Below are 21233 nucleotides of genomic sequence, written 5' to 3'. Positions count from 1 at the left end.
GTTTGATTGCTTTCTTCTTCAAAGCCCACCTATTCTTTCTCTATTATCCGCTTTTTCCCAATCTTACAGGTATTTGGCCAACTTCTACCCCATCGATTGTAAACACTGCTCGCCCCACAATCACACCCACTTCTAGCGCCACTGCTTCATCCAAATACACGGTCATCTCCACCGTCTCCCCTGCTTTCGCAGGATAGGAAAAGGCAGAACTGGCTACCAGCGGCACGGTTTGACTGGCGCCCAACATGGTCTGCGCCACCGTCTGCCCCATAGTCACCAGCGTTTGGGCTGGATAGGTTTCAAAACCGTAAGCGTACAGATTTTTATGGTCTTCCCAGTCGTTGCCGTCGTTCAAAGTCACCGCCACCAACCGTTGCCCATTTTGATTCACACAGGTCACCAGCGTCCGCCCACAGGCTTGGGTATACCCCGTTTTCAAGCCAACACAACCATCTAGCTCACTGAGTAATCGGTTATGATTGCTCAAGGTGTGGCCTTCAATGGTGATGGATGTGGTGGAGGCAATCCGCAACAGTGTGGGGTTATTGACCGCGGCGGCACCCAACAGCGCCATATCATAAGCAGTGGAGTAATGTCCCTCTTGGTCAAGGCCATTGGGATTGGCAAAAGAGGAATTGGTCATGCCGATTTCCTGCGCCATTTGATTCATCAACACGGCAAACGCTTCCACGCTACCGCCTACGTGCTGGGCAATGGCCACTGCCGCATCGTTGCCCGAGGACAACAACAACCCATAGACCAGCGTTTCAAGCCGCAGTTGCTCCCCCACCTTTAAATACATGGACGAGCCTTCGGTGTAGGCCGCTTCTTGACTGACTGTCACTACATCGCTCAAAGTGCCATATTGGATGGCCACCAAGGCGGTGAGAATTTTCGTGGTAGAGGCAATGCCCATTTGTTTGTCGGCGTTATAACTATAGAGCACCCGACCACTATCCACGTCCATCAGCACTGATGCCGAAGCAGAAGTGCTGACAGCAAAGGACTGACAAGGAAAAACACTTAACACAAAAACAAGGGCAAACCCTAGAACAAAACTTCGTTTCAATGCTTTCATCTATACTGACCTCCCCAAATATGCAAGGTCAGTATACCCCATTAAGCCTCAGAAGTTTCGTCTTTTTTGTCTAAATATTTTTCCACCTTTTCCATTAAGTCGGGCACCATTTCAATGACACGGTCAAGGGTGGTCGATGCAGGCACAGCCACAGGTAGCACACGGGTGATGCCGTCTTTGACCACCAAAAAGGCCACTGGGTCAATTTTCACCCCAGCGCCGCCACCACCGCCAAAGCTTTTGGCATCTACCTTGCCATAGTCACCGCCACCGCTCCCAAAGCCGAAGCTGACCTTAGAGATGGGAATCAAGGTCACCCCATCTGGTGTGGTGATAGGTGTGCCAACGATGGTGTTGGTGTCCACCATTTCACGGACTTTGTCCATAGATTCACGCATCAAATCCCCTAAATTGGTGTTTGGTTTTTGATTTTCCATTCTATCTCTTCCTTTCATGCAGTGGCTTTTTCACCACAATCTTCCTCGGTTACATGGCTTTTCGTATATCCTTGATACCATTGAAGCGCTGGCACCAACAGCCCTGCGGCGATGGCAAATGCACGTCCAATGGTGATGGAAACTCCCACATGACAAGTTACCACATGGGCGCTGGCTTGATAATCCACATTGAGCCCAATCCCCACTTTTTTCATATCTGCCACTGATTCTAACTGTGGCATCACACCCCAAATCAGGGCATTGGCCTTGCCGTATAAAATAGCGGCGCTGGCTGGGTCATCTGCCCCAGCGATGGTGCAAGTGGCTTGCACTGGTTTAAACCGCACCCCTTTTCCCAATCGCTGTAAGGTTTTGACCACCGTGGGTAACAAGGTGGTCACCCCATTTTTTATCATATCAAAGGTGGGCTTGGGTCTCTCTTTTTTCTTTTTCTTAGATGGCTTCTTTTCTTTCTTTTTCTTAGGTTTTTCCTTTTTTTCCAAGGGTTTTAAGGTGATAAACCCAATTTTCACTGTCAAGGAAAAGTCCTTGTCATAGACTGCTATAGCGGTGACACGTATCATAGCAATGGCAATGAGCAGGCAAAGTATGACGCCCAAAATCCAAACAACTATCATCCGCATCCACCTCCTTTAGTCTGCCCTATTTTCACTCAATTCTTCAATTTGCATTTGCGATGCCACGCCAAATTCTGGCATGGGCGGCAGTTCTTCCAACGACGCTAAATGGAAGGTACGCAAAAAAGCATGGGTGGTACGATAAATATGAGGCCGCCCTATCACCTGCAATCGCCCACACTCTTCAATCAGCCCACGCTCTAACAAAAGCCCCATGGTGTAGCCACTGTCCACGCCACGAATTTGGTCAACGTAAGCACGGGTGGTAGGCTGGTAATAAGCCACAATGGTCAGCGCCTCCAAGGCTGGCTGAGACAGCTTTGCCGTTTTTCGCAATTCAAAGGCCTTGCGAATTTGGTCAGCATAATCTGGCGACGAACACATTTGGTAGCAGTCTTCCATTTGCACAATCCGCATCCCACGGCGCTCATAGGCGTATTGGTCTTTCAAACCCTGCACCAATTTTTCCATGTCGTCAAATTCTAAATCCAACGCCAAACACAATCGCTCTGCTGGCACTGGCTCCCCAGCGGCAAACAAAACCGCCTCAAGGGTTGATAGCATATCATTCCATTCCATGGTATTCACTCCCCTGTTCCACGGCATTTGGTTGCACCATTACCATATCGTCATCATCAGCAAAAGCAATCATCCGCCCACGACACAGTTCTAGCACCGCCAAAAAAGTGGCAACCACTTCAGACCGTGACCGATTGCCACGAAATAACCGCAAAAACCGCAAGCCTCCGTTACGCAATTTCTCCAAAATCTCCCGCGATTTATGCTCCACCGGATAGGGTTCCTTGCCCACCAATTCCTCAAAGGCTTCTCGTGGCGGTGGCAAAGCCCTCTGGGCACGGTTTTGAATTTCCGCCATGGCCAGCACCAACTCACCTGCATCATGACTATAGGTAATCACTTTTTGCCGCTGGATTGGCTCTGGATAACGAACGAAAATATTTTGCCCAAACACCCCCAAAGGCTCTAGCGTCAACGCCATGGCCTTCACCGTGGCATACGATTCTCCGCGACGCCGTTCCTCCAATGATTGAATCAGCGCATCCATTTCACTTTGTGCTTCAGCATCCTCTAACGATAATAGCATACGGGTTTTGATGAACATCAACTGGGAGGCCATGGTGATAAACTCGCTGGCAACCTCTAAATCAAGACTTTGCCGCAGTTCCAACCATGCCACATACTGCTCCAATATTTGAGAAATGGAGATGTCTTGAATGTCTACCTTATGCTTGCTCAGCAAGAACAAAATAACATCCAACGGCCCTTCAAAGTCTTGCAAAAGATCCTCTTTTGGGACTTTCATCACCTTTTCCAGTTTGTATACAGGATTGGTTTCCATCCGCTCACCTCAAAAAAACAAACTCAACATACCGCCATAAACCCAGTAAATACCTTGAGAAATAAAACTACTCCCAAAACCCAAAAACACCAATGCAAACATCACCAACATCCCAATGCGCTCATAGCGCATGATTTGGTAATACAAATGATTGGGTAGAAGCGCCGTCATCACACGGGAGCCATCCAATGGTGGCACGGGCAACAAATTGAATAGCCCCAACCCCACCGACAACGGAGCAGCCGTGTACAAGCACCATTCAAAGGCTGTGTTCCAACCATCGCTATAAGGCGCAAACAAGAAAATCAACTTGGCACAACCAATAATCAAAATCGCCAACAGAAAGTTAGAAATAGGCCCAGCCAACGCGGTAATGGCCATATCGCGTTTTGGATTTTTAAAGTGACGCATATTCACCGGCACCGGCTTCGCCCAGCCAAACCCCACAGTAAACATCATCAATAGCCCAAACCAATCGATATGGTGAATGGGATTTAACGACAAACGATTTTGAGAATAGGCTGTATTATCACCTAAGAAAAAAGCAGCAAAGCCATGGGCTGTTTCGTGAATGGTCAGGCACAACAGCACTGCCACCACCCGCAACACAGTGGCTTCTACGGAGGAAAAGTCCAAAGATTGAACAAGATTTTCAAAATAGTGCATGATTACTTCCATTTCTATATAGTTATAATAATACAGTTAATAGTATAGCAGATTTGACCATCAATTACAAGAGGCGAAAAAACCCCGATTGGTAAAACCAATCGGGGTTTTTTGAAAAACGTATGTAAGCTTATTCGCTCAGTTGTTTGTCAATGGCAGCAGCGGCAGTTTTGCCAGCGCCCATTGCCAGAATAACAGTAGCAGCACCAGTCACTGCATCGCCACCAGCGTAGACAGCTTCACGAGAAGAAAGACCATCTTCGTTGACCACGATACCGCCACGCTTGTTGATTTCCAAGCCATCGGTGGTAGCCTTAATCAAGGGGTTGGGGCTGGTACCAAGAGACATGATGACGCAATCCACGTCCAAGTCAAATTCAGAGCCAACCACTTCCATGGGACGACGGCGGCCAGACGCATCTGGTTCGCCCAGTTCCATTTGGATGCAACGCATACCCACAACATTGTTTTTGTCATCGGTAAGGATTTCAACAGGATTGTTGAGGGTCTTGAAGATAATGCCTTCTTCTTCTGCGTGTTCCACTTCTTCGTGACGAGCAGGCAGTTCTTCCATGCCACGGCGGTACACCACGTACACTTCAGCGCCCAAACGCTTCGCGCAACGAGCGGCGTCCATGGCCACGTTACCACCGCCAACAACAGCAACCTTTTTGGCGTGTTGGATGGGGGTGTTGGCACCGTTTTTGTATGCCTTCATCAAGTTGATGCGGGTCAAGAATTCATTAGCAGAGTACACACCCTTGGCATTTTCGCCGGGGATGTTCATGAACATGGGCAGGCCTGCGCCAGAGCCGATGAACACAGCTTCAAAGCCAAATTCTTCTTTCAGTTCGTCCACAGTGATAGTACGACCCACCACAGTGTTGGTGGCAATGGTCACGCCCAAAGCCTTCAAGCCGTCCACTTCTTTTTGCACGATGGACTTGGGCAGACGGAATTCAGGAATACCATACACTAGCACACCGCCAGCCAAGTGCAAAGCTTCAAACACGGTGACGTCATAGCCTTTTTTAGCCAAGTCGCCAGCGCAGGTCAAGCCAGCAGGGCCAGAACCAACCACGGCAACCTTGTGACCGTTGGGTGCAGGCTTTTGTGCAGCTTCAGTGGCGTTGGCATTGTGATAGTCAGCCACGAAACGTTCCAGACGGCCGATACCCACGGGATCGCCCTTAATACCACGGACGCAGTATTGTTCACATTGGGATTCTTGGGGGCAAACACGGCCACACACAGCAGGCAAAGCGCTGGTAGAGGCAATGATTTGGTATGCTTCTTCAAATTCGCCAGCGGCAACCTTTGCCACAAATTCAGGGATACGCACCATAACGGGGCAACCCTTCATACATGGCTTGTGCTTACAGTTGATGCAGCGTTGTGCTTCGTCGATGGCTTGTTCAGCGGTGTAGCCCAGAGCCACTTCTTCGAAATTGCCGTTACGGATGTTAGGGTCTTGGTTGGGCATTTCGTTTTTCTTCAAACTCATATTAGCCATGGTTACTGAACCTCCTTCTTAAACAGGTTGCAAGCATCTTCATATGCGTGACGTTCGTAATCTTGATACATTTGGCTCCGTTGCACAGCCAAATCCCAGTCCACTTGGTGGCCATCAAAGTCAGGGCCGTCTACGCAAGCGAATTTAGTCTCGCCACCCACGCTGATACGGCAACCACCGCACATGCCAGTGCCATCAATCATGATGGGGCTCATGGACACAACGGTCTTAATGCCATAAGGCTTGGTGGTTAAGGAGACAAATTTCATCATCATCATGGGGCCGATGGCGAACACTTCGTCATATTCGTTGCCTTCATCGATGAGGGTCTTCAAAGCGGCAGTAACCAAACCGGGTTCACCATAGGAACCATCGTCGGTACATACCTTCAAAACAGAAGAAGCAGCAGCAAAGTCATCTTCCAAAATCACAAAGTCCTTAGACTTAAAGCCGATGACAGAGTGGACTTCTGCACCCATATCATGGAATTTCTTAGCCACAGGGTATGCAATGGCGCAACCAACACCACCGCCCACAACAGCCACCTTCTTGCGGCCTTCGGTATGGGTAGCAATGCCCAGAGGGCCTACGAAATCTTGGATGTATTCACCTTCCATAACGTGGTTGAGCTTTTCAGTGGTAGCTCCCACAACTTGGAAAATAATAGTGACAGTCCCCTTTTCGCGGTCGTAGTTGTTGATGGTCAGGGGGATACGTTCACCATCAGCGTCCACACGCAAGATAATGAATTGGCCGGGCTCTGCCTTTTTGGCAATGAGAGGTGCTTCAATTTCCAGCAGGGTCACTGCAGGGCGAATGGCCTCTCGTCTGACGATACGATACATACTCTTCCTTCTTTCTGCACAAACGCTTACGCCTGTACGTTTTCTAGTTTTCACACAGTACATACATCATACCACATTTAATGTGGCTCGTCAATATTTTTATGTGAAATTATTGACAAATTCTAATGTCTCTACCGCTAGATTGGATGTAATTCTCACTACGTAACCGCTTCAATTCCCGCATCATGGCACTGCGGTCGGTGGCAATGTAATCTGCCAATGTGCTCAGCGAAAATGGTAAATGCACTGTTTCACTTCCCTGTTGTACTGCCAGATGGCGCAAATAACATAGTAACTTTTCTCGGATGGAACGCCGAGACAACACATCCACTCGCTGAGACAGATGCTGGGCTTTGTCTGCCATCAGTTGCAGCATATTTTGCACCACCATACTGTGGTGAAAACAAGCATTTTCACAGCGCTTCAAAATGTGGCTGTAATCGATGAACAGCACGTCACAATTGCTGCGACACACCACCTGCACACTGTCAAGTCCTGTGGCACCAAAGGCCAACGTGCGACCAAACACACCGCCAGCCCCCAACTCCTCTAAAACCGTCTCTTGACCATCCTCATCGATGCGAATCAAGCTGGCCTCACCGCGCTCAATAATCCCCACCTGTTCACAGCCACCCTCGCTAAAATCGCAGATAATAGACTCGCTGCGAAAGCTATTTGTTTTGGCCTGAAAACAAATCAACATCCGTTGATATTCCTCATAAGAAACATCGGCAAACAATGGACTGTGCCGAAATTCTGATTGACTTACCATAGGATCTCCCCCTTTTCTTGTTGCATATATCACACTCCAAGTTTAACAAAAAAAACCACTGCTGTAAAGAGGTTTTTACAAGATAGTTCATGATTTATTCACCATTTTTTTTAAAAATTTGGTACAATATAGAAAATAGATATACACTCTAAAGCATGAAAGGATGACGCTATGAACATCGCCTACTTTCTCATCCCTAAAAACACCGTCGCCTATTTATACGACGACTTCACCTTCCGCCAAGGTTTGGAGAAAATGCGCCACCACGGTTATACGGCCATCCCCGTCATCACCCGTGAAGGCAAATATTTAGGCACCATCAGCGAAGGAGATTTTCTCTGGCGTATGCTTTCTGACTCCAATGAAAGCCACCTTTGCTCCATGCGTGATATGGAATCCCTCCACATCACCGACATTCTAAACCCTGATTCTTATCCCAGCGTCGGCATCACTGTCTCTATGGATGATTTGCTCACCAATGCCATGCAACAAAACTTCATCCCCGTCACCGATGACTTGGGTAGCTTCATTGGCATCATCACCCGCAAAGACATCATCCGTTATTTTGCCAAAGTCGATGGCGTAGGAACACATCCTCTGCGTACAACCACCGCTGTTCAGGCCATTATCTAATCCCTACATACTCAAAATAGGTCAGATGTATTCATGATACACCTGACCTATTTTTTTGCGCGATTGCCGCCATATATCCTTGGGGTGCTCTCACACACGTTGCCACGATACCTGCTCCATCTACCTGACCTGTGATGGTGATGCCAGTGCCTAAACATTTGCCCATGGCTTCTCTTGAGACCCATGTCTTAAAGAAAACTTCTTGGTTTTGTGCCTTTGCCACCCGTTCCATCATATGGGCAGATATGGGTCGTATTTTCTCGATATCCACCCCCACTGGCTCCTGCGCCAGCGCCACCATGGCGGCGCCTTGGGTGTGACTGATGCTAAAATGGACATCACCTGTTAGAAAATACGGCTTTCCCGCTGGTGTCACTGCCAATTCTGGGGCAACCCCCAGCCACTTTACAACCATCTTAAAAAGCAATTCATACCCAAAGGCGGCTTGCTTACGTTTGTCTTCCTGTTTGTGATGCTGTAGATGTGCTTGCCAACTTTGAGGCAACTGGGCCATAATCGGCCACGGGGTTTGCGGCTCCCATGTTACTATATTATATTGTATCTCCATGGTCGCACCCCCCTTTTTTGACGTTATCTTATCATCATATGCAAGATGATTCCTTTTGTAAATAGTGATGTTCTCTAAATTTTTAAAAAATTTTTGTGAAAAAGAAGGAAAATTTACTTTTATGGGGTATAAGTATATTGAAAGACTTGACATCCCTGATTTTTCAGCGTATGGAAGTCTTCTGTTTTGGCAAAACTCATCGAAAGGAGACTGTTCATGGCATTTTCTCGAGACTTTCTAGAAGAGCTAGAAACGCGCAACGACATTGTGGATGTTGTAGGCAGTTACGTCTCCTTGGTCACCAAAAGCGGCAGTCATTGGGGCTGTTGTCCCTTTCACAATGAAAAAACCCCCTCCTTTCATGTCCTCAAAGATAAGCAGATGTACCACTGCTTTGGGTGCAAAAAAGGTGGTGGCGTCATCAACTTCATTATGGATGTTGAAAATCTCCCCTTCCCCGATGCGGTGGCTTTTCTGGCCAAACGCGCAGGCATGGAGATGCCTGTCACATCCAATGCTGAACGCGACAACGCACGCAAACGCAGTCGTATGCTGGAGCTAAACAAAGAAGCCGCACGGTTTTTCTACCAAACGCTCCATTCTCCCCAAGGACAAACTGCACTGGACTATATGAACCGCCGACAAATTTCCCCAACCATTGCAAGGCGTTTTGGTTTGGGTGCCGCTCCCGATCGCTGGGATAGCCTTTTGATGGCCATGACGGCCAAAGGTTACAGCAAAGCAGATTTGCTAGACGCTGGTTTAATTGTCAAAAATCAAAAAGGTGGATTTTATGACAAATTCCGCAACCGCCTCATGTTCCCTGTCATTGATATCCGTGGTGATGTGGTGGCCTTTGGTGGTCGTGTGCTGGGCGATGGAGAGCCTAAGTATATGAACTCATCAGAAACCTTGGTCTACAGCAAGCGTCGCACTATGTACGGCTTAAACCTTGCTAAAACCACCAAGCGCACCAACATGATTCTCTGCGAAGGAAACGTGGACGTGGTGATGCTTCACCACGCTGGCTTTGACAATGCCGTGGCCACCATGGGCACCGCCATGACCCAAGAACAGGTGAAAATGCTCTCGCGCTACACCAAAGAGTTGATTCTGTGCTACGATAACGATAGTGCAGGACAAAAAGCCACCGACCGTGCCCTTGAAATGCTGGGCAATTCTGAATTTACCGTCCGCGTGCTCAACTTGCCAAGGCGCAAACTAGACACAGGAGAACTGGTAAAGCAAGACCCTGATGATTTCATCAAATTTCAAGGCGCTGATGCTTTTGAACGCTTACTCTCTGGCAGTGAACACGGCATGGAATTTCGCCTGTCACAAACCGCGGCACAGTTTGACCTTGGCACCGACCAAGGTCGCTTGGAATACAGCACCGCCGTGGCACAGTTGCTGTCCACCATCGTCAGCCCTGTAGAACGTGAGATTTACACCGTCCGAGGGGCTGAGATGGCGAAGATAACCCCTGAGGCACTCCGCCTTGAAGTGGAACGTTATCGCAAGCAAAGTTATCGCAAAGACCAACGAGAACAGCGTCGTCGCGACTTAAACCCTGCCACTGCTCTCCAATCCCCTGTGCGGTCACTTCGCTATGAGCATTTACGCTCTGCGCTGGCTGAAGAAGGGGTGCTACGGCTGATTTTATTAGACCAGACACTCCTTGACAAGGATTTTCCCTTAACAGGGAAAGACTGTTCTTCCGCCCTTTTAGGGCAGGTGTTAGACCAGTTTATCAGCGCCCATCGCCAAGGTTTCACCCTAACCCTCACCGCCTTATCTGCCCGATTCACCAGCGAAGAAATGAGCCACATCACAAATCTATGTCAACGGCCAGAGCTCATGCAAAATGCACAAACCGCCATGGCCGATTACATACGCATTATCCACGAAGAACAGCGCAAACGAAACGCCACAGAAGAAATTGATCCTTTGCTGGCTGTGACTGAGAAATATAAAAACAAGAAAGAAGGACCCTAACTATGGCAAAGAAAACAGATTTAGATTTACAAGCCGATGCCTTTTTGAAAGAAGCCGCCGCCGCTGAAGAGAAAGCCAAACAAGACGCACTGGCCATCGAAGCCGCCAAAAAGGCTGGCATTGTCCGTTTGGACGACAAACAAGTGGCTGCATTGCCTGCCGCCGCCTTGATTACTGCCAGCGAAAAACTGCGTTTGCTCCTCTCTAAAGGCAAAAAGCAAGGCAAACTAGAGTCCAGCGAGCTGATGGAATGTGTTGACGAAATGAATCTAGAAAGCGAACAGCTGGATCATCTGTATGATTCTTTAGAAGCTTTGAGCATTGATGTGGGCACCGACGAAGTCCTTCTCTCCGACCTCCCCGATGATGAACCTGCTGACAGCGAAGTGGCAGAGGTAGAGGAAGAAGAAGTCATTGACCCCAACACTTTGGTCAACAACTTCTCTGTAGACGATCCCGTCCGTATGTACTTGAAAGAAATCGGCAAAGTGTCCCTACTGACCTCTGATGAAGAAGTGGTGCTGGCACAAGATATGGCCGCTGGTACCGCCGCCGCAGAGCGTCTGGCAGCAGTGGAAGCAGCACGAGAAACCGATGAACCCATTGTTCTCACCCAAGAAGAAGCCGCCCAAATCAAAAAAGATTTGCGCCGTGGGGAACGGGCTCGCCAAAAGCTGGCAGAAGCCAACCTCCGTCTGGTGGTGTCCATCGCCAAGCGTTATGTGGGCCGTGGGATGCTGTTTTTAGACTTGATTCAAGAAGGCAACTTGGGGCTGATTAAGGCCGTTGAAAAGTTTGACTACACCAAGGGCTATAAATTCTCCACCTATGCAACTTGGTGGATTCGCCAAGCCATTACCCGTGCCATCGCTGACCAAGCCCGTACCATCCGCATCCCTGTTCACATGGTGGAAACCATCAACAAGGTCATCCGCGTCTCTCGCCAACTGCTGCAAGAGCTAGGTCACGACCCCTCCCCTGCTGAAATTTCTGCAGAAATGGGTGTACCTGAAGATAAGGTGCGTGAAATCTTGAAAATCGCCCAAGAACCTGTGTCTTTGGAAACCCCCATCGGCGAAGAAGAAGACTCCCACTTGGGTGACTTCATCCCCGACGAAGGCGCCAGCGAACCTGCTGAAGCCGCTTCTTTCACCCTGCTGAAAGAACAGCTGATGGATGTGCTGTCTACCTTGACCCCCCGTGAAGAAAAGGTGCTCAAACTCCGCTTCGGCATTGCCGACGGCCGCACCCGCACCTTGGAAGAAGTGGGCAAAGAGTTCAACGTCACCCGTGAACGCATCCGCCAAATCGAAGCCAAAGCCCTACGCAAACTCCGCCACCCCTCTCGTTCTAAGAAACTGAAAGATTTCTTGAATTAAGTATATAATGCCCATAACTGGAAATTTTTACAGGACTGGATGCCCATTGGGTATCCAGTCCTGTTTTGTTTATTGTAAGTTCAATTTACGCTTTAGAATAAAGGCCGTTCCACCGTAGAATATGGCTCCCCAAATGGCATTGAGTGCCAGTATCAACCCCATGGTTTGATAGTAAATCCCCCACAAAACATCGCCGTCTGCGGATATAGAAAAGTCGGAGAAACTCTCAATTAAATTGAACGCCACCACCGAGGTGACAGGTTGAATCAGCAGATACTGTATACCAAAGTACACCACAATCCCCAAGATAATGGGATGGCGTGTTAAATGCCCGATGGCCATAGATAGAAGCACCTGCAACATACCAGCCAATGTTCCCACCAGCATAAACACCACAAAAAGCACCACAGCACTGATTTGGATTCCTTCTAGCGATTCCAGCACTTCCGCCACCACAATTTCAACATCTGCAAAGGTAAACGCAAACTCCAAATACCCATAGGAGAAAATCCCCAACAGCAACAGCACTACCAACCCAGACACCGCCAAGGCGATGAAGCAGGACAATAGTTTGGAAATAATAACCGTATGATGAGACACAGGCAAGGTATTGGTCAAATATCCTTCCTTAGCAAACACACTGTTATACACCCGAATGACACACCAAAGATTGGCAATGAGCAAAATGGAACAGATGGAAAATAGCGATAGTGTCTCAAACACATCCAGCAACACCGAGGTAATGGTATTGTCAAAGATAGCCGCATCCAACTGGGCTGGAAGCATGAAAAACCCATTGACCACCGCCAACAACAGCCCGACCAAATACACAGGCAGCAACAATTTGAATAGGCTTTTCAAATCGTATTTCATCAATTTTCTTAACATCTGTACACCTCTCTAAAGTATTCGTCCACACTTTTCTCTTGGGTTTCACGGATGTCATCCACCGTGGACACCAAGCCCACTTTAGCGTCGTTGATGAAAATAATGTCATCTAAAATATGCTCAATGTCAGAAATCAAATGGGTAGACATCAAAATGGTGGCGGTAGGGTCATAGTTTTGGATGATGGTCTTTAAAATATAGTCCCGTGAGGCTGGGTCAACCCCAGCGATGGGCTCGTCCAACAGATACAGCTTGGCACGACGGCTCATCACCAGCACCAGTTGCACCTTTTCTTTCATACCCTTGGAGAGCGTTTTATATTTAAGATTGACATCAATGTTCAAGTTTTCCAGCATAGCAACGGCTCTATCTGGTTCAAAATCTGCATAAAAATCTGCAAAATAACTGATAACCTGCGAAATCTTCTGATTCTCGTTGATATAGCTTACATCAGGCAGATAGGACACCACTTTTTTGGTCTCCACGCCGATGGCATTGCCATCCACGGTGATGGTGCCACCGTTGGCGCTCAGCAGGCCTGCCAATAGTTTAATCAAGGTGGTTTTCCCACTACCGTTTGGCCCCAATAGCCCAATAATACGCCCTTCCTCCATAGTTAAGGACACATCGTCTAATGCTACTTTGTGCTTTGTGTATCGTTTGGTTACGTGTTTAATCTCTACCAATGCCATGGTCATCCTCCTTTAGCAGTGCAATCATTTCTTCTTTCGTGTAGCCCAATTGGTGCATTTGCTCTACAAAACATTGTATTTTTTCCTGCGCCAAGGCTTCTCGTTCTATGTGAATTTTTTCAAAATTGGCGGCCACCACACGGCCTGCGGTGCGGTGGGATTCCAAAAAGCCTTGTCGTTCTAACTCTGCCAAGGCTTTTTGCATGGTGTTGGGATTGACGGCAGCTTCTTGGGCTAAGTCTCGCACCGTGGGGAATTTTTCACCGCTTTGATACTTCTCCCCGATGATATCCCCTTTCAATCGCTCCACAATTTGAATGTAAATCGGTCTGTCACTTTCAAAGTGCCACTTCAACAGGCACACCTCCTCGTCTTATTGTACTAATCGCATAATACAATAAGACAAATGATTTGTCAAGGACTTTTTTCCATGTTGCCCTTTTCTTCCAATTGTGGTATTTTATATAGTGTGTATCTATATTTTCCATCTGCCAATCATTGACAGATACATACACTTGTGCTACACTATCAATATCCTATCATATCAATATGATATTAAAAAGGCGGTCTTTTTATGGCTCAAATTTATACCTCTGTGGAACAGCTCATCGGTCACACCCCTTTATTGGCGGCAGATACTTTGACCAAAGAACTGGGCATCTCCGCCCGTGTCCTCACCAAAATTGAATGTATGAACCCCTGTGGTTCCACCAAAGACCGTGCGGCCTTGTCTATGCTCGATGATGCCCAAGCCCGAGGAATTTTGACCCCTGATTCTGTCATCATCGAGCCCACCTCTGGCAACACAGGTATTGGTTTGGCCTGTATCGGGGTCTCTCGTGGGTATAGAGTGATCATCGTCATGCCAGACTCTATGTCTGTGGAACGCCAACGACTGATGACCGCCTACGGTGCCGAACTGGTGCTCACCGAAGGTGGCAAAGGCATGGCTGGCGCCATTGCCAAGGCGGAAGAACTGGCACAAACATACCCCAACAGCTTCATTCCCAGCCAATTTGACAATCCTGCCAACGCCCAAGCGCACTTCACCTCCACTGGCCCCGAACTCTGGAACGACACTGACGGAAATGTAGATATTTTTGTCGCCGGTGTGGGCACTGGTGGTACCATCACAGGGGTTGGTCGATATTTAAAAAGCAAAAATCCCAATGTACAAATTGTAGCGGTGGAACCAGCCGACTCCCCTGTTTTGTCAGGTGGCCAAGCTGACGGTCATAAATTACAAGGCATCGGGGCAGGATTTGTGCCAGCGGTACTGGACACCAATGTGTATGATAGCGTGATGCCCGTCACCACGGAACAAGCCTTCCAAGGGGCACGGCTCTTTGCCAAACACCAAGGTATTTTGGTCGGCATCTCCTCTGGTGCCGCCCTATGGGCTGCTTTGGAGCTAGGAAAAAAACCTGTCAACGCTGGCAAAACCATCGCAGTCCTCCTGCCAGACACGGGGGAGCGCTATTTATCCACACCCCTATTTGTAACAGAATAATCCCACCCTGTCCCCCTTATCAATTAGCCCAAAAGCATGGTCACCCAACCCCATGCTTTTGGGCTTTTTACCAATAATAGTTTACCGTGTTAAATCTTTCATTGACAAATCCATCCAACAGGTCTATACTAAATTTATATTCAAACACAAACCGATGAGAAAGAAAAGTAAGCAGCAACCACCCCTTTTAGAGAGCCTTGGATGGTGGAATCAAGGCAGGAACGTGCTGGTGAATGGTCTTTTGAGGGCGACTTGAAACGACAATCCTTGTCAGAGTAGAGGTCGACGGGCTCCCACCCGTTATCCAGCGGGCACCTATGATGGTAGGTGAAGTGAGTGGATGTTTTTAACATCAATTTGGGTGGTATCGCAGGAGTATGGCTCTTGTCCCGAGCATGGGATGAGTGCCTTTTTTTGTACCCATCTACCACTCTAACACGATTATTTTGGAGGAATTTTACTATGTTCAACTTGAAAAAACTACTGACAGCCACCATGGCACTGACCCTGACATTCTCTCTTACCGCCTGCGCAAGCAGCGAGGATACCGCCGACGAAACCCTGCAAATCGGCATTTTGCAACTGGTGGAAAACGGTGCCTTCACTGATATGTACGAAGGCTTCATGGCACAAATGGATGCCCTTGGCTATGGCGAAGACGCCGTCACCTATACCTATCAAATCGCCCAAGGCGACACCACCACATTAAATACCATCGCCCAAGACATGATTGATGACAACATGGATGTGATTGTCACCATCGCCACCCCTGCCACCCAAGCCGTGGTAAACATGGAAACCGACATCCCTGTGTTCTACATTTCCGTGGGCGATCCCACTGGCGCTGGTGTCATCACCGATGTGGAACATCCTGATAAAAATGCCACTGGCACTTCCAATGCCATCCCTGTAGACGAAATGTTCAATCTGGCTGACACCTTGACCCCCGGCATTGAAACCTATGGTTTGGTGTATTGCACCAACGAAGTCAACGCTGTCACCACCATTGAAAATGCCAAAGTTTATCTTGAAGCCAACGGCATTCCTTACATCGAAAAAATTGTCACTTCTTCCAATGAAGTGCAACAAGCCACCCAAGCCTTGGTGGGCAATGTGGATGCCATTTTCTGCCCCAATGACTCCGTAGTGCAAACCGCTATGCCTCAACTGGCAGAAGTGGCCAAAGAAGCTGGCATCCCCGTCTATGGTAGCTCCGCTGTCATGGTGGCTGACGGTGCGTTTGCCACCATCAGCATCGACGACATGACCATCGGCAGCATGACCGCCGACATGGTTGCTGCATATCTGGGTGGCACCGCTGTCACCGATATTCCTGCTGTAACCGTCAGCGAATTTGTCACCGTCATCAACCAAACTACCACCGATGCTCTGGGCATTTCCCTCAGCGACGATGTGTTGGGGGCTGCTTTGTTGGTAGAGTAACCGCGTAAATCCCTGACGGGCGACCACAGGTCGCCCCTACCCATTGAACGTCACATAACAAAGGAGTTTCAATCCATGACTTTGCTCATCGGCAGCCTACAACTTGGGCTGATTTACAGCCTGCTGGCTTTAGGGGTGTATGTCACCTTCCGCATTTTAAACACCCCAGATTTGACTGCCGATGGTAGCTTTGTACTGGGTATGGCCGTGTGTGCCGCCATGACCACTGCAGGTCACCCCTATTTGGGGATTGTGCTGGCCATTGTGGCTGGCGCGCTGGCTGGGTCGGTGACAGGGCTATTCCAAACCGCCCTTGGTATCCACCCCATCCTTTCTGGTATTCTCACTATGAGCGGTCTCTACTCCGTCAATCTGTTAATTTTAGGCAACCGCTCCAACCTGTCTCTCATCGGCGTAGACACCGCCTTCTCAATTGCCCAATTGCTATTGCCTTCCCTGTCCAAGCAAGCGGTACTTCTATTGGTCAGCCTTGCTTTTTGTATCGTGTTTTCTATCATTCTGATTTGGCTGATGAACACCCATTTAGGACTATGCGTCCGTGCCACAGGCAACAATCCCCACATGGTCAGCGCCTCGTCCATCGATGTGAGCCGCACCAAAGTGACCGCTCTTGCCATCGCCAACGGCTTCGTGGCTCTGTCTGGTGCCGTGTTGGCTCAATACCAAGGCTATGCCGACATCAGCTCTGGCACTGGCATCATTACCATCGGCCTTGCCTCTGTGATTATTGGCGAAGTATTTTTTGGTCGCAAATCCGTGACCATCGGTTTATTAGGCGCTGTGTTTGGCGGTGTGCTCTATCGCTTGATTGTGGCGTTGGCACTCCAAAATGACATCTTCCCTGCCTATATGCTCAAGCTGGTATCCGCCATGATTGTGGTATTGGCATTGTCGATTCCACGATGCAAATCTGCCATGGCTTACTATAAAATCCGAAAGGAGGCCATGGCCGATGCTCAAGCTCAATAACCTGCGCAAAACCTTTAACGCTGGCACCCCCAGCGCCCACACCGCTTTAGACGGCTTGAACCTCCGTGTAAACGCTGGTGATTTTGTCACCATCATCGGCTCCAACGGCGCTGGCAAGTCCACCTTGTTCAACGCCATCGGCGGTAGTTTCACCCTTGACCGTGGTAACGTCACCTTGGACGGAAAAAACATCACCTTCATGAAAGAATTTCGCCGTGCGGCTTTCATCGGACGGCTGTTTCAAGATCCCATGCGTGGCACCGCGCCCGACATGACCATCGAAGAAAATCTGGCTCTGGCCTACAGCCGTCGCCACCACGGCCCTTTGCGCATTGGTGTGCAGCGCAAGGATGCCGCGTATTTTAAAGAGCAACTAGCCATCTTTGATATGGGGCTAGAAAACCGTTTAAAAACCAAGGTAGGCACCCTCTCTGGCGGTCAACGCCAAGCCATGAGCCTTTTGATGAGTACCATCGCCCAGCCCAAACTGCTACTCTTGGACGAACACACCGCCGCCCTTGACCCTGCCGCCGCAGAGAAAATTATGGACATCACTAAAACCATCCAAAGCCGTGACAACCTGACCACATTGATGATTACCCACAACATTCAAGCCGCTTTGACCACTGGCAACCGCACCATTATGTTGCAAAATGGCAAGGTAATCCTTGATTTATCAGGTAGTGAGCGAGAAAAAATGACCATTCCCCAATTGATGGAATTATACGCCCAGCACGGTGCTATCTTAGACGATGACCGTATGTTGTTGAGCTAAAAAATCACCCCACCTTGTAGGCAAGGTGGGGTGATTTTTTATAAAATGATGCAGATTAAGCCACCGCTTCCCTCGTTGATCATACGGGTCAGCGTCTCTTGTAGCTTTTGCTGGGCTTCTTCTGGCATCCGTTTGAGCTTGGTCTGTAAATCCTCGCTGACCAGCTCATGGAAACTACGGCCAAACATATTGGACTGCCAAATCTTACTGGTGTCCCCTTCAAACTCTTGTAGCAGATAGTTGACCATGTCCTCCGACTGCTTTTCGTTGCCCACAATGGGAGACACAGTGGCGGTGATATCCGCTCTGATCATATGAATCGACGGTGCGCTGGCCTTTAATTTCACGCCGTAACGTCCACCTTGCTTCATAATCTCTGGCTCTTCCAATGACAGTTCATCAATACTGGGTACCACAATGCCATACCCTTTTTCACGCACATCGTTTAAGGCACCTGACACTTTGTCGTACTGGATTTTCACTGCTGACAAACGGGTCAATAGCTCCATCAAATCCCCATCGTCCACCACGGCGAAACCCGATTGCTGCGACAGGGTCTGGTAAAACAACCCCCGTGGCAAATGAAGCACGGCGCTAGCCACACCCGTACCCAAATCCAGCCCTTGCAACTCTGCACGCTCGATGCTCTCTTGCTGTTCTAGTCCACCGACAATGACGGGCACTTGACGAATATGATGTAACGCCTTGGCGCTCTCTCCAATGGCGGTGTAGAGGGTCTTTTTGATGGGGTGGTCTGGCGGTAGAGCATCCACCCATGGCGGCAAGAACACATCTAACTCCTGCAAGGGAAATTCATAGAGCACAGCCTTTAAAATATCATTGACTTCAGTGTCTGTCAAGGTTAAACAGTTGACACATAAACACCGCACGCTATACCGCGAACTAATGTCTTTGGCAATGGCTTGGGCGCGTTCAGATTCTGGGTCAGCCGAGTTGAGCACCACCACAAATGGCTTGCCCAACGCCTGCAATTCTCCAATGACTCGCTCCTCTGCCTCTAGGTAATCCTCACGGGGAATGTCTGACACGGTGCCATCTGTGGTGATGACCATCCCGATGGTGGCGTGCTCAGCGATGACCTTTCTCGTGCCCACCTCTGCCGCCTCCGTCATGGGAATTTCACGCTCAAACCACGGCGTGGTCACCATCCGCGGGCTGTCCCCCTCCATTTGCCCCAAGGCACTGGGCACCATATAGCCCACACAGTCCACCAACCGCACAGCACAACTACCGCCGCCATCTAGTTGAATCTCTGCCGCTTCCTCTGGCACAAATTTCGGCTCTGCCGTCATAATCATCCGCCCTGAGCCGCTTTGGGGCAGTTCGTCTCTGGCGCGCTCTTTGCGATACACATTGTCGATATTGGGGATTACCTGTGTTTCCATGAACCGCTTGATAAACGTGGATTTTCCTGTCCGTACCGGCCCTACCACCCCAATATAAATATCCCCATGGGTACGCTGTGCCACATCTTGATAAATATTAAATCCTTCCATGCTTTCGCCCTCCTAGAAATTGTTGGCTTTGTTAGAACCTTATGATGTATTCTTTTGAAACATGCTTGTTTTTTTTCAATTGATATAGTATAGTGGTTATATATTATATAGGAGGTATTATCTATTATGAAACGATTTTTAGCGGCAACTTTAGCAAGCTTGCTTCTTTGCACCACCTTGGCTTCTGCCGTGGAAAACCCATTTTCTGATGTAGTCACCGACTCTGACTTGGCACAGGCTGTTATGTGGGCGTTGGAAGAAGGGGTCACCACTGGGTACGCCGACGGCACCTTCCAACCTGATGCTACTTGCACCCGTGGCCAAGTGGTCACCTTCTTGTGGCGCGCCAAGGGCGAACCCACTCCTGCCATTACCGAAAACCCCTTCACCGACGTGGAGAGTTCTAGCCCCTACTACACCGCCATTTTGTGGGCGGTGGGCAAAAGCATCACCACTGGCACTGGCGACGGTACCACCTTCTCCCCCTCCACCAACTGCACCAGTGGGCAAGTGGTCACATTCTTATTCCGCGCCATGGGCGAACCAGAAAGCACCTATGAAAGTGCTTATGCCGACGGTGCCGCTTCTGCCTATGTGAATGCCATCAACTGGGCTGACGAAACTGGCCTTTTAGATGGCATGGACTTCTCCGTGTCTGCCGCTTCCCCTCGTAGCGACATCGTCACCTATCTCTACCGTGACGCTGGCTCTCCTGCCATGGAAGTCACTGACCCCGAACCTGTGGTGTACACCTATACCGCCCCAGAGTACACCGTGCCTTCTAGTGAACTAGAACTGTCTTGGGAGTATTTTGCTGACGTCTTCTCTTATCTAGCTCTGTCTGGGGACGATAGCTTCACCATCACCTGCACTGGCTACACCTTTGATTCTCTCAACGCCAACACAAATTGGACGGAATTGCGCAACCAAGGCTTTGACTATGCTCTGGCTCAACACATTGATATTTTGAAGCTGTATTACAGCTGGACCTACTCCCACACCACTAGTAGCAACGTACAAATCATCTTGACGCTGACTTATGACAGTGCTATCTATTCTAGCCTGTCTGCTGTGGAAGCTGACAGAGATGTCTTCTTCGCCAAGGTCAGCGATTTGGTCACTGGTTTCTACGACTCTGGCGCATTGAAAGAAACCGACAGTGACATGGTGGTGGCTCGTTACCTCTATAACTGGGTTTGCGACAACACATTCTATGGCGACAACACCGCCAATCCCTACAGTGGCTACACCACCCTCACCACTGGTCAAGGCGTCTGCATGGGCTATGCTGGTTTGATTAACGCCCTGTACCGTACCGCTGGCATCGAATGCTACGGCGTGGGCTGTAGTTCTTTGGCAAATGGTGAAGGCCACACCATCAACACTGCCAATCTGGACGGCACTTGGTATTACATCGACGCCACCTTCGGCGACACGGGCAACAATTACGACAAGTATTTCGCCATGACCCGCTCCACTGTAGACGGCATTTATGCACTGGATTATAAGTGGGCATAACTTAAGAAAAGAGGAT

The 21233-nt window shown here is 49.0% G+C and carries 22 protein-coding genes and 1 other annotated feature; of the genes, 8 read left to right on the top strand and 14 right to left on the bottom strand.

All coding sequences use genetic code 11. The features are described from left to right. Window positions 1-43 precede the first annotated feature (43 nt). From RFF05_RS01190 to RFF05_RS01150, 9 genes are all read right to left on the bottom strand, one after another. A complete protein-coding gene (locus tag RFF05_RS01190) occupies window positions 44-1078 on the bottom strand; it encodes a D-alanyl-D-alanine carboxypeptidase family protein (RefSeq protein WP_409968632.1) in 1035 nt (344 codons plus the stop codon). A 41-nt stretch (window positions 1079-1119) separates the two neighbouring features. Then, entirely contained in the window at window positions 1120-1515 is a 396-nt protein-coding gene (ytfJ, locus tag RFF05_RS01185; RefSeq protein ID WP_409968631.1) for a GerW family sporulation protein, read from the bottom strand. A 14-nt stretch (window positions 1516-1529) separates the two neighbouring features. Next, entirely contained in the window at window positions 1530-2153 is a 624-nt protein-coding gene (locus tag RFF05_RS01180) for a hypothetical protein (RefSeq protein WP_409968630.1), read from the bottom strand. A gap of 15 nt (window positions 2154-2168) precedes the next feature. Further along, window positions 2169-2732 (bottom strand): SMC-Scp complex subunit ScpB, encoded by a 564-nt coding sequence (gene scpB, locus RFF05_RS01175; RefSeq protein WP_409968629.1) that lies wholly within the window; start codon window positions 2730-2732, stop codon window positions 2169-2171. Continuing rightward, the gene (locus RFF05_RS01170) at window positions 2719-3513 is read right to left on the bottom strand and encodes a segregation and condensation protein A (RefSeq protein WP_409968628.1); all 795 of its coding nucleotides are present in this window, start codon (window positions 3511-3513) and stop codon (window positions 2719-2721) included. The genes scpB and RFF05_RS01170 overlap by 14 nt, the downstream gene beginning before the upstream one ends. Window positions 3514-3522: 9 nt before the next feature. Next, window positions 3523-4179: a site-2 protease family protein gene (locus tag RFF05_RS01165; RefSeq protein ID WP_409968627.1), complete on the bottom strand. Its 657-nt coding sequence runs from the start codon at window positions 4177-4179 to the stop codon at window positions 3523-3525. 130 nt (window positions 4180-4309) lie between these two features. Continuing rightward, window positions 4310-5692 carry an NADPH-dependent glutamate synthase gene (gene gltA, locus RFF05_RS01160; protein ID WP_409968626.1) on the bottom strand — a complete coding sequence of 461 codons (1383 nt, stop codon included), beginning with the start codon at window positions 5690-5692 and terminating at the stop codon, window positions 4310-4312. A 2-nt stretch (window positions 5693-5694) separates the two neighbouring features. After that, complete coding sequence (locus RFF05_RS01155) at window positions 5695-6537, bottom strand: sulfide/dihydroorotate dehydrogenase-like FAD/NAD-binding protein (protein ID WP_409968625.1); 843 nt, start codon at window positions 6535-6537, stop codon at window positions 5695-5697. Window positions 6538-6646: 109 nt separating this feature from the next. Further along, a complete protein-coding gene (locus tag RFF05_RS01150) occupies window positions 6647-7309 on the bottom strand; it encodes a Crp/Fnr family transcriptional regulator (RefSeq protein ID WP_409968624.1) in 663 nt (220 codons plus the stop codon). Window positions 7310-7480: 171 nt separating this feature from the next. Here RFF05_RS01150 and RFF05_RS01145 point away from each other — a divergent pair, with 171 nt between their 5' ends. Further along, window positions 7481-7942 (top strand): CBS domain-containing protein, encoded by a 462-nt coding sequence (locus RFF05_RS01145; protein WP_409968623.1) that lies wholly within the window; start codon window positions 7481-7483, stop codon window positions 7940-7942. Between the two features lie 31 nt (window positions 7943-7973). Here the strand turns inward: RFF05_RS01145 and RFF05_RS01140 are convergent, their stop codons facing one another. After that, the gene (locus RFF05_RS01140) at window positions 7974-8510 is read right to left on the bottom strand and encodes a 4'-phosphopantetheinyl transferase family protein (protein ID WP_409968622.1); all 537 of its coding nucleotides are present in this window, start codon (window positions 8508-8510) and stop codon (window positions 7974-7976) included. A gap of 216 nt (window positions 8511-8726) precedes the next feature. Between RFF05_RS01140 and dnaG the strand changes: the two genes are divergently transcribed. Both dnaG and rpoD read left to right on the top strand, forming a co-directional pair. Further along, window positions 8727-10505 (top strand): DNA primase, encoded by a 1779-nt coding sequence (gene dnaG / locus RFF05_RS01135; protein ID WP_409968621.1) that lies wholly within the window; start codon window positions 8727-8729, stop codon window positions 10503-10505. A gap of 2 nt (window positions 10506-10507) precedes the next feature. Continuing rightward, entirely contained in the window at window positions 10508-11884 is a 1377-nt protein-coding gene (gene rpoD / locus RFF05_RS01130; RefSeq protein ID WP_409968620.1) for an RNA polymerase sigma factor RpoD, read from the top strand. Between the two features lie 69 nt (window positions 11885-11953). Here rpoD and RFF05_RS01125 read toward each other — a convergent pair whose 3' ends face one another. Genes RFF05_RS01125 through RFF05_RS01115 form a run of 3 tightly spaced genes read right to left on the bottom strand, consistent with a single transcriptional unit; the run spans window position 11954 to window position 13819 of the window. Beyond that, the gene (locus RFF05_RS01125) at window positions 11954-12772 is read right to left on the bottom strand and encodes a hypothetical protein (RefSeq protein WP_409968619.1); all 819 of its coding nucleotides are present in this window, start codon (window positions 12770-12772) and stop codon (window positions 11954-11956) included. Beyond that, window positions 12766-13464 (bottom strand): ABC transporter ATP-binding protein, encoded by a 699-nt coding sequence (locus RFF05_RS01120; protein ID WP_409968618.1) that lies wholly within the window; start codon window positions 13462-13464, stop codon window positions 12766-12768. Before RFF05_RS01120 ends, RFF05_RS01125 begins: the two co-directional genes overlap by 7 nt. Further along, window positions 13445-13819, bottom strand: coding sequence for a GntR family transcriptional regulator (locus RFF05_RS01115; RefSeq protein ID WP_409968617.1), 375 nt, complete (start codon window positions 13817-13819; stop codon window positions 13445-13447). Before RFF05_RS01115 ends, RFF05_RS01120 begins: the two co-directional genes overlap by 20 nt. A gap of 219 nt (window positions 13820-14038) precedes the next feature. Between RFF05_RS01115 and cysK the strand changes: the two genes are divergently transcribed. From cysK to RFF05_RS01095, 4 genes are all read left to right on the top strand, one after another. Then, window positions 14039-14974, top strand: a complete 936-nt coding sequence (gene cysK / locus RFF05_RS01110; protein WP_409968616.1) for a cysteine synthase A — start codon at window positions 14039-14041, stop codon at window positions 14972-14974. 145 nt (window positions 14975-15119) lie between these two features. Next, window positions 15120-15369 (top strand) — a binding site (T-box leader). Between the two features lie 67 nt (window positions 15370-15436). Continuing rightward, window positions 15437-16417, top strand: coding sequence for an ABC transporter substrate-binding protein (locus RFF05_RS01105; RefSeq protein WP_409968615.1), 981 nt, complete (start codon window positions 15437-15439; stop codon window positions 16415-16417). Window positions 16418-16492: 75 nt separating this feature from the next. Then, window positions 16493-17407, top strand: coding sequence for an ABC transporter permease (locus RFF05_RS01100; RefSeq protein WP_409968614.1), 915 nt, complete (start codon window positions 16493-16495; stop codon window positions 17405-17407). Then, a complete protein-coding gene (locus RFF05_RS01095; RefSeq protein ID WP_409968613.1) occupies window positions 17391-18182 on the top strand; it encodes an ABC transporter ATP-binding protein in 792 nt (263 codons plus the stop codon). The genes RFF05_RS01100 and RFF05_RS01095 overlap by 17 nt, the downstream gene beginning before the upstream one ends. 38 nt (window positions 18183-18220) lie before the next feature. Here the strand turns inward: RFF05_RS01095 and spoIVA are convergent, their stop codons facing one another. Further along, the gene (gene spoIVA, locus RFF05_RS01090; protein WP_409968612.1) at window positions 18221-19699 is read right to left on the bottom strand and encodes a stage IV sporulation protein A; all 1479 of its coding nucleotides are present in this window, start codon (window positions 19697-19699) and stop codon (window positions 18221-18223) included. A gap of 126 nt (window positions 19700-19825) precedes the next feature. Between spoIVA and RFF05_RS01085 the strand changes: the two genes are divergently transcribed. After that, window positions 19826-21217, top strand: coding sequence for an S-layer homology domain-containing protein (locus RFF05_RS01085; protein ID WP_409968611.1), 1392 nt, complete (start codon window positions 19826-19828; stop codon window positions 21215-21217). Window positions 21218-21233 lie beyond the last annotated feature (16 nt).

It is taken from the genome of Bengtsoniella intestinalis, assembly GCF_039719005.1.
In the GTDB taxonomy this organism is placed as follows: Bacteria; Bacillota; Clostridia; order Oscillospirales; family Oscillospiraceae; genus Oscillibacter; species Oscillibacter intestinalis.
The sequence above is the reverse complement of the archived record's forward strand: the minus strand, read 5'-3'. Positions and strand labels throughout refer to the sequence as shown.

Bases quoted from the DNA above. Each gene is read 5' to 3' on its own strand.
- RFF05_RS01100 (WP_409968614.1), top strand. From the start codon at position 16,493: ATGACTTTGCTCATCGGCAGCCTACAACTTGGGCTGATTTACAGCCTG.
- RFF05_RS01105 (WP_409968615.1), top strand. From the start codon at position 15,437: ATGTTCAACTTGAAAAAACTACTGACAGCCACCATGGCACTGACCCTG.
- RFF05_RS01120 (WP_409968618.1), bottom strand. From the start codon at position 13,464: ATGGCATTGGTAGAGATTAAACACGTAACCAAACGATACACAAAGCAC.
- RFF05_RS01180 (WP_409968630.1), bottom strand. From the start codon at position 2,153: ATGATAGTTGTTTGGATTTTGGGCGTCATACTTTGCCTGCTCATTGCC.
- RFF05_RS01085 (WP_409968611.1), top strand. From the start codon at position 19,826: ATGAAACGATTTTTAGCGGCAACTTTAGCAAGCTTGCTTCTTTGCACC.
- RFF05_RS01190 (WP_409968632.1), bottom strand. From the start codon at position 1,078: ATGAAAGCATTGAAACGAAGTTTTGTTCTAGGGTTTGCCCTTGTTTTT.
- RFF05_RS01150 (WP_409968624.1), bottom strand. From the start codon at position 7,309: ATGGTAAGTCAATCAGAATTTCGGCACAGTCCATTGTTTGCCGATGTT.
- scpB (WP_409968629.1), bottom strand. From the start codon at position 2,732: ATGGAATGGAATGATATGCTATCAACCCTTGAGGCGGTTTTGTTTGCC.
- RFF05_RS01125 (WP_409968619.1), bottom strand. From the start codon at position 12,772: ATGTTAAGAAAATTGATGAAATACGATTTGAAAAGCCTATTCAAATTG.
- dnaG (WP_409968621.1), top strand. From the start codon at position 8,727: ATGGCATTTTCTCGAGACTTTCTAGAAGAGCTAGAAACGCGCAACGAC.
- RFF05_RS01095 (WP_409968613.1), top strand. From the start codon at position 17,391: ATGCTCAAGCTCAATAACCTGCGCAAAACCTTTAACGCTGGCACCCCC.
- spoIVA (WP_409968612.1), bottom strand. From the start codon at position 19,699: ATGGAAGGATTTAATATTTATCAAGATGTGGCACAGCGTACCCATGGG.
- RFF05_RS01140 (WP_409968622.1), bottom strand. From the start codon at position 8,510: ATGGAGATACAATATAATATAGTAACATGGGAGCCGCAAACCCCGTGG.
- RFF05_RS01155 (WP_409968625.1), bottom strand. From the start codon at position 6,537: ATGTATCGTATCGTCAGACGAGAGGCCATTCGCCCTGCAGTGACCCTG.
- RFF05_RS01165 (WP_409968627.1), bottom strand. From the start codon at position 4,179: ATGCACTATTTTGAAAATCTTGTTCAATCTTTGGACTTTTCCTCCGTA.
- RFF05_RS01170 (WP_409968628.1), bottom strand. From the start codon at position 3,513: ATGGAAACCAATCCTGTATACAAACTGGAAAAGGTGATGAAAGTCCCA.
- gltA (WP_409968626.1), bottom strand. From the start codon at position 5,692: ATGGCTAATATGAGTTTGAAGAAAAACGAAATGCCCAACCAAGACCCT.
- cysK (WP_409968616.1), top strand. From the start codon at position 14,039: ATGGCTCAAATTTATACCTCTGTGGAACAGCTCATCGGTCACACCCCT.
- rpoD (WP_409968620.1), top strand. From the start codon at position 10,508: ATGGCAAAGAAAACAGATTTAGATTTACAAGCCGATGCCTTTTTGAAA.
- RFF05_RS01145 (WP_409968623.1), top strand. From the start codon at position 7,481: ATGAACATCGCCTACTTTCTCATCCCTAAAAACACCGTCGCCTATTTA.
- ytfJ (WP_409968631.1), bottom strand. From the start codon at position 1,515: ATGGAAAATCAAAAACCAAACACCAATTTAGGGGATTTGATGCGTGAA.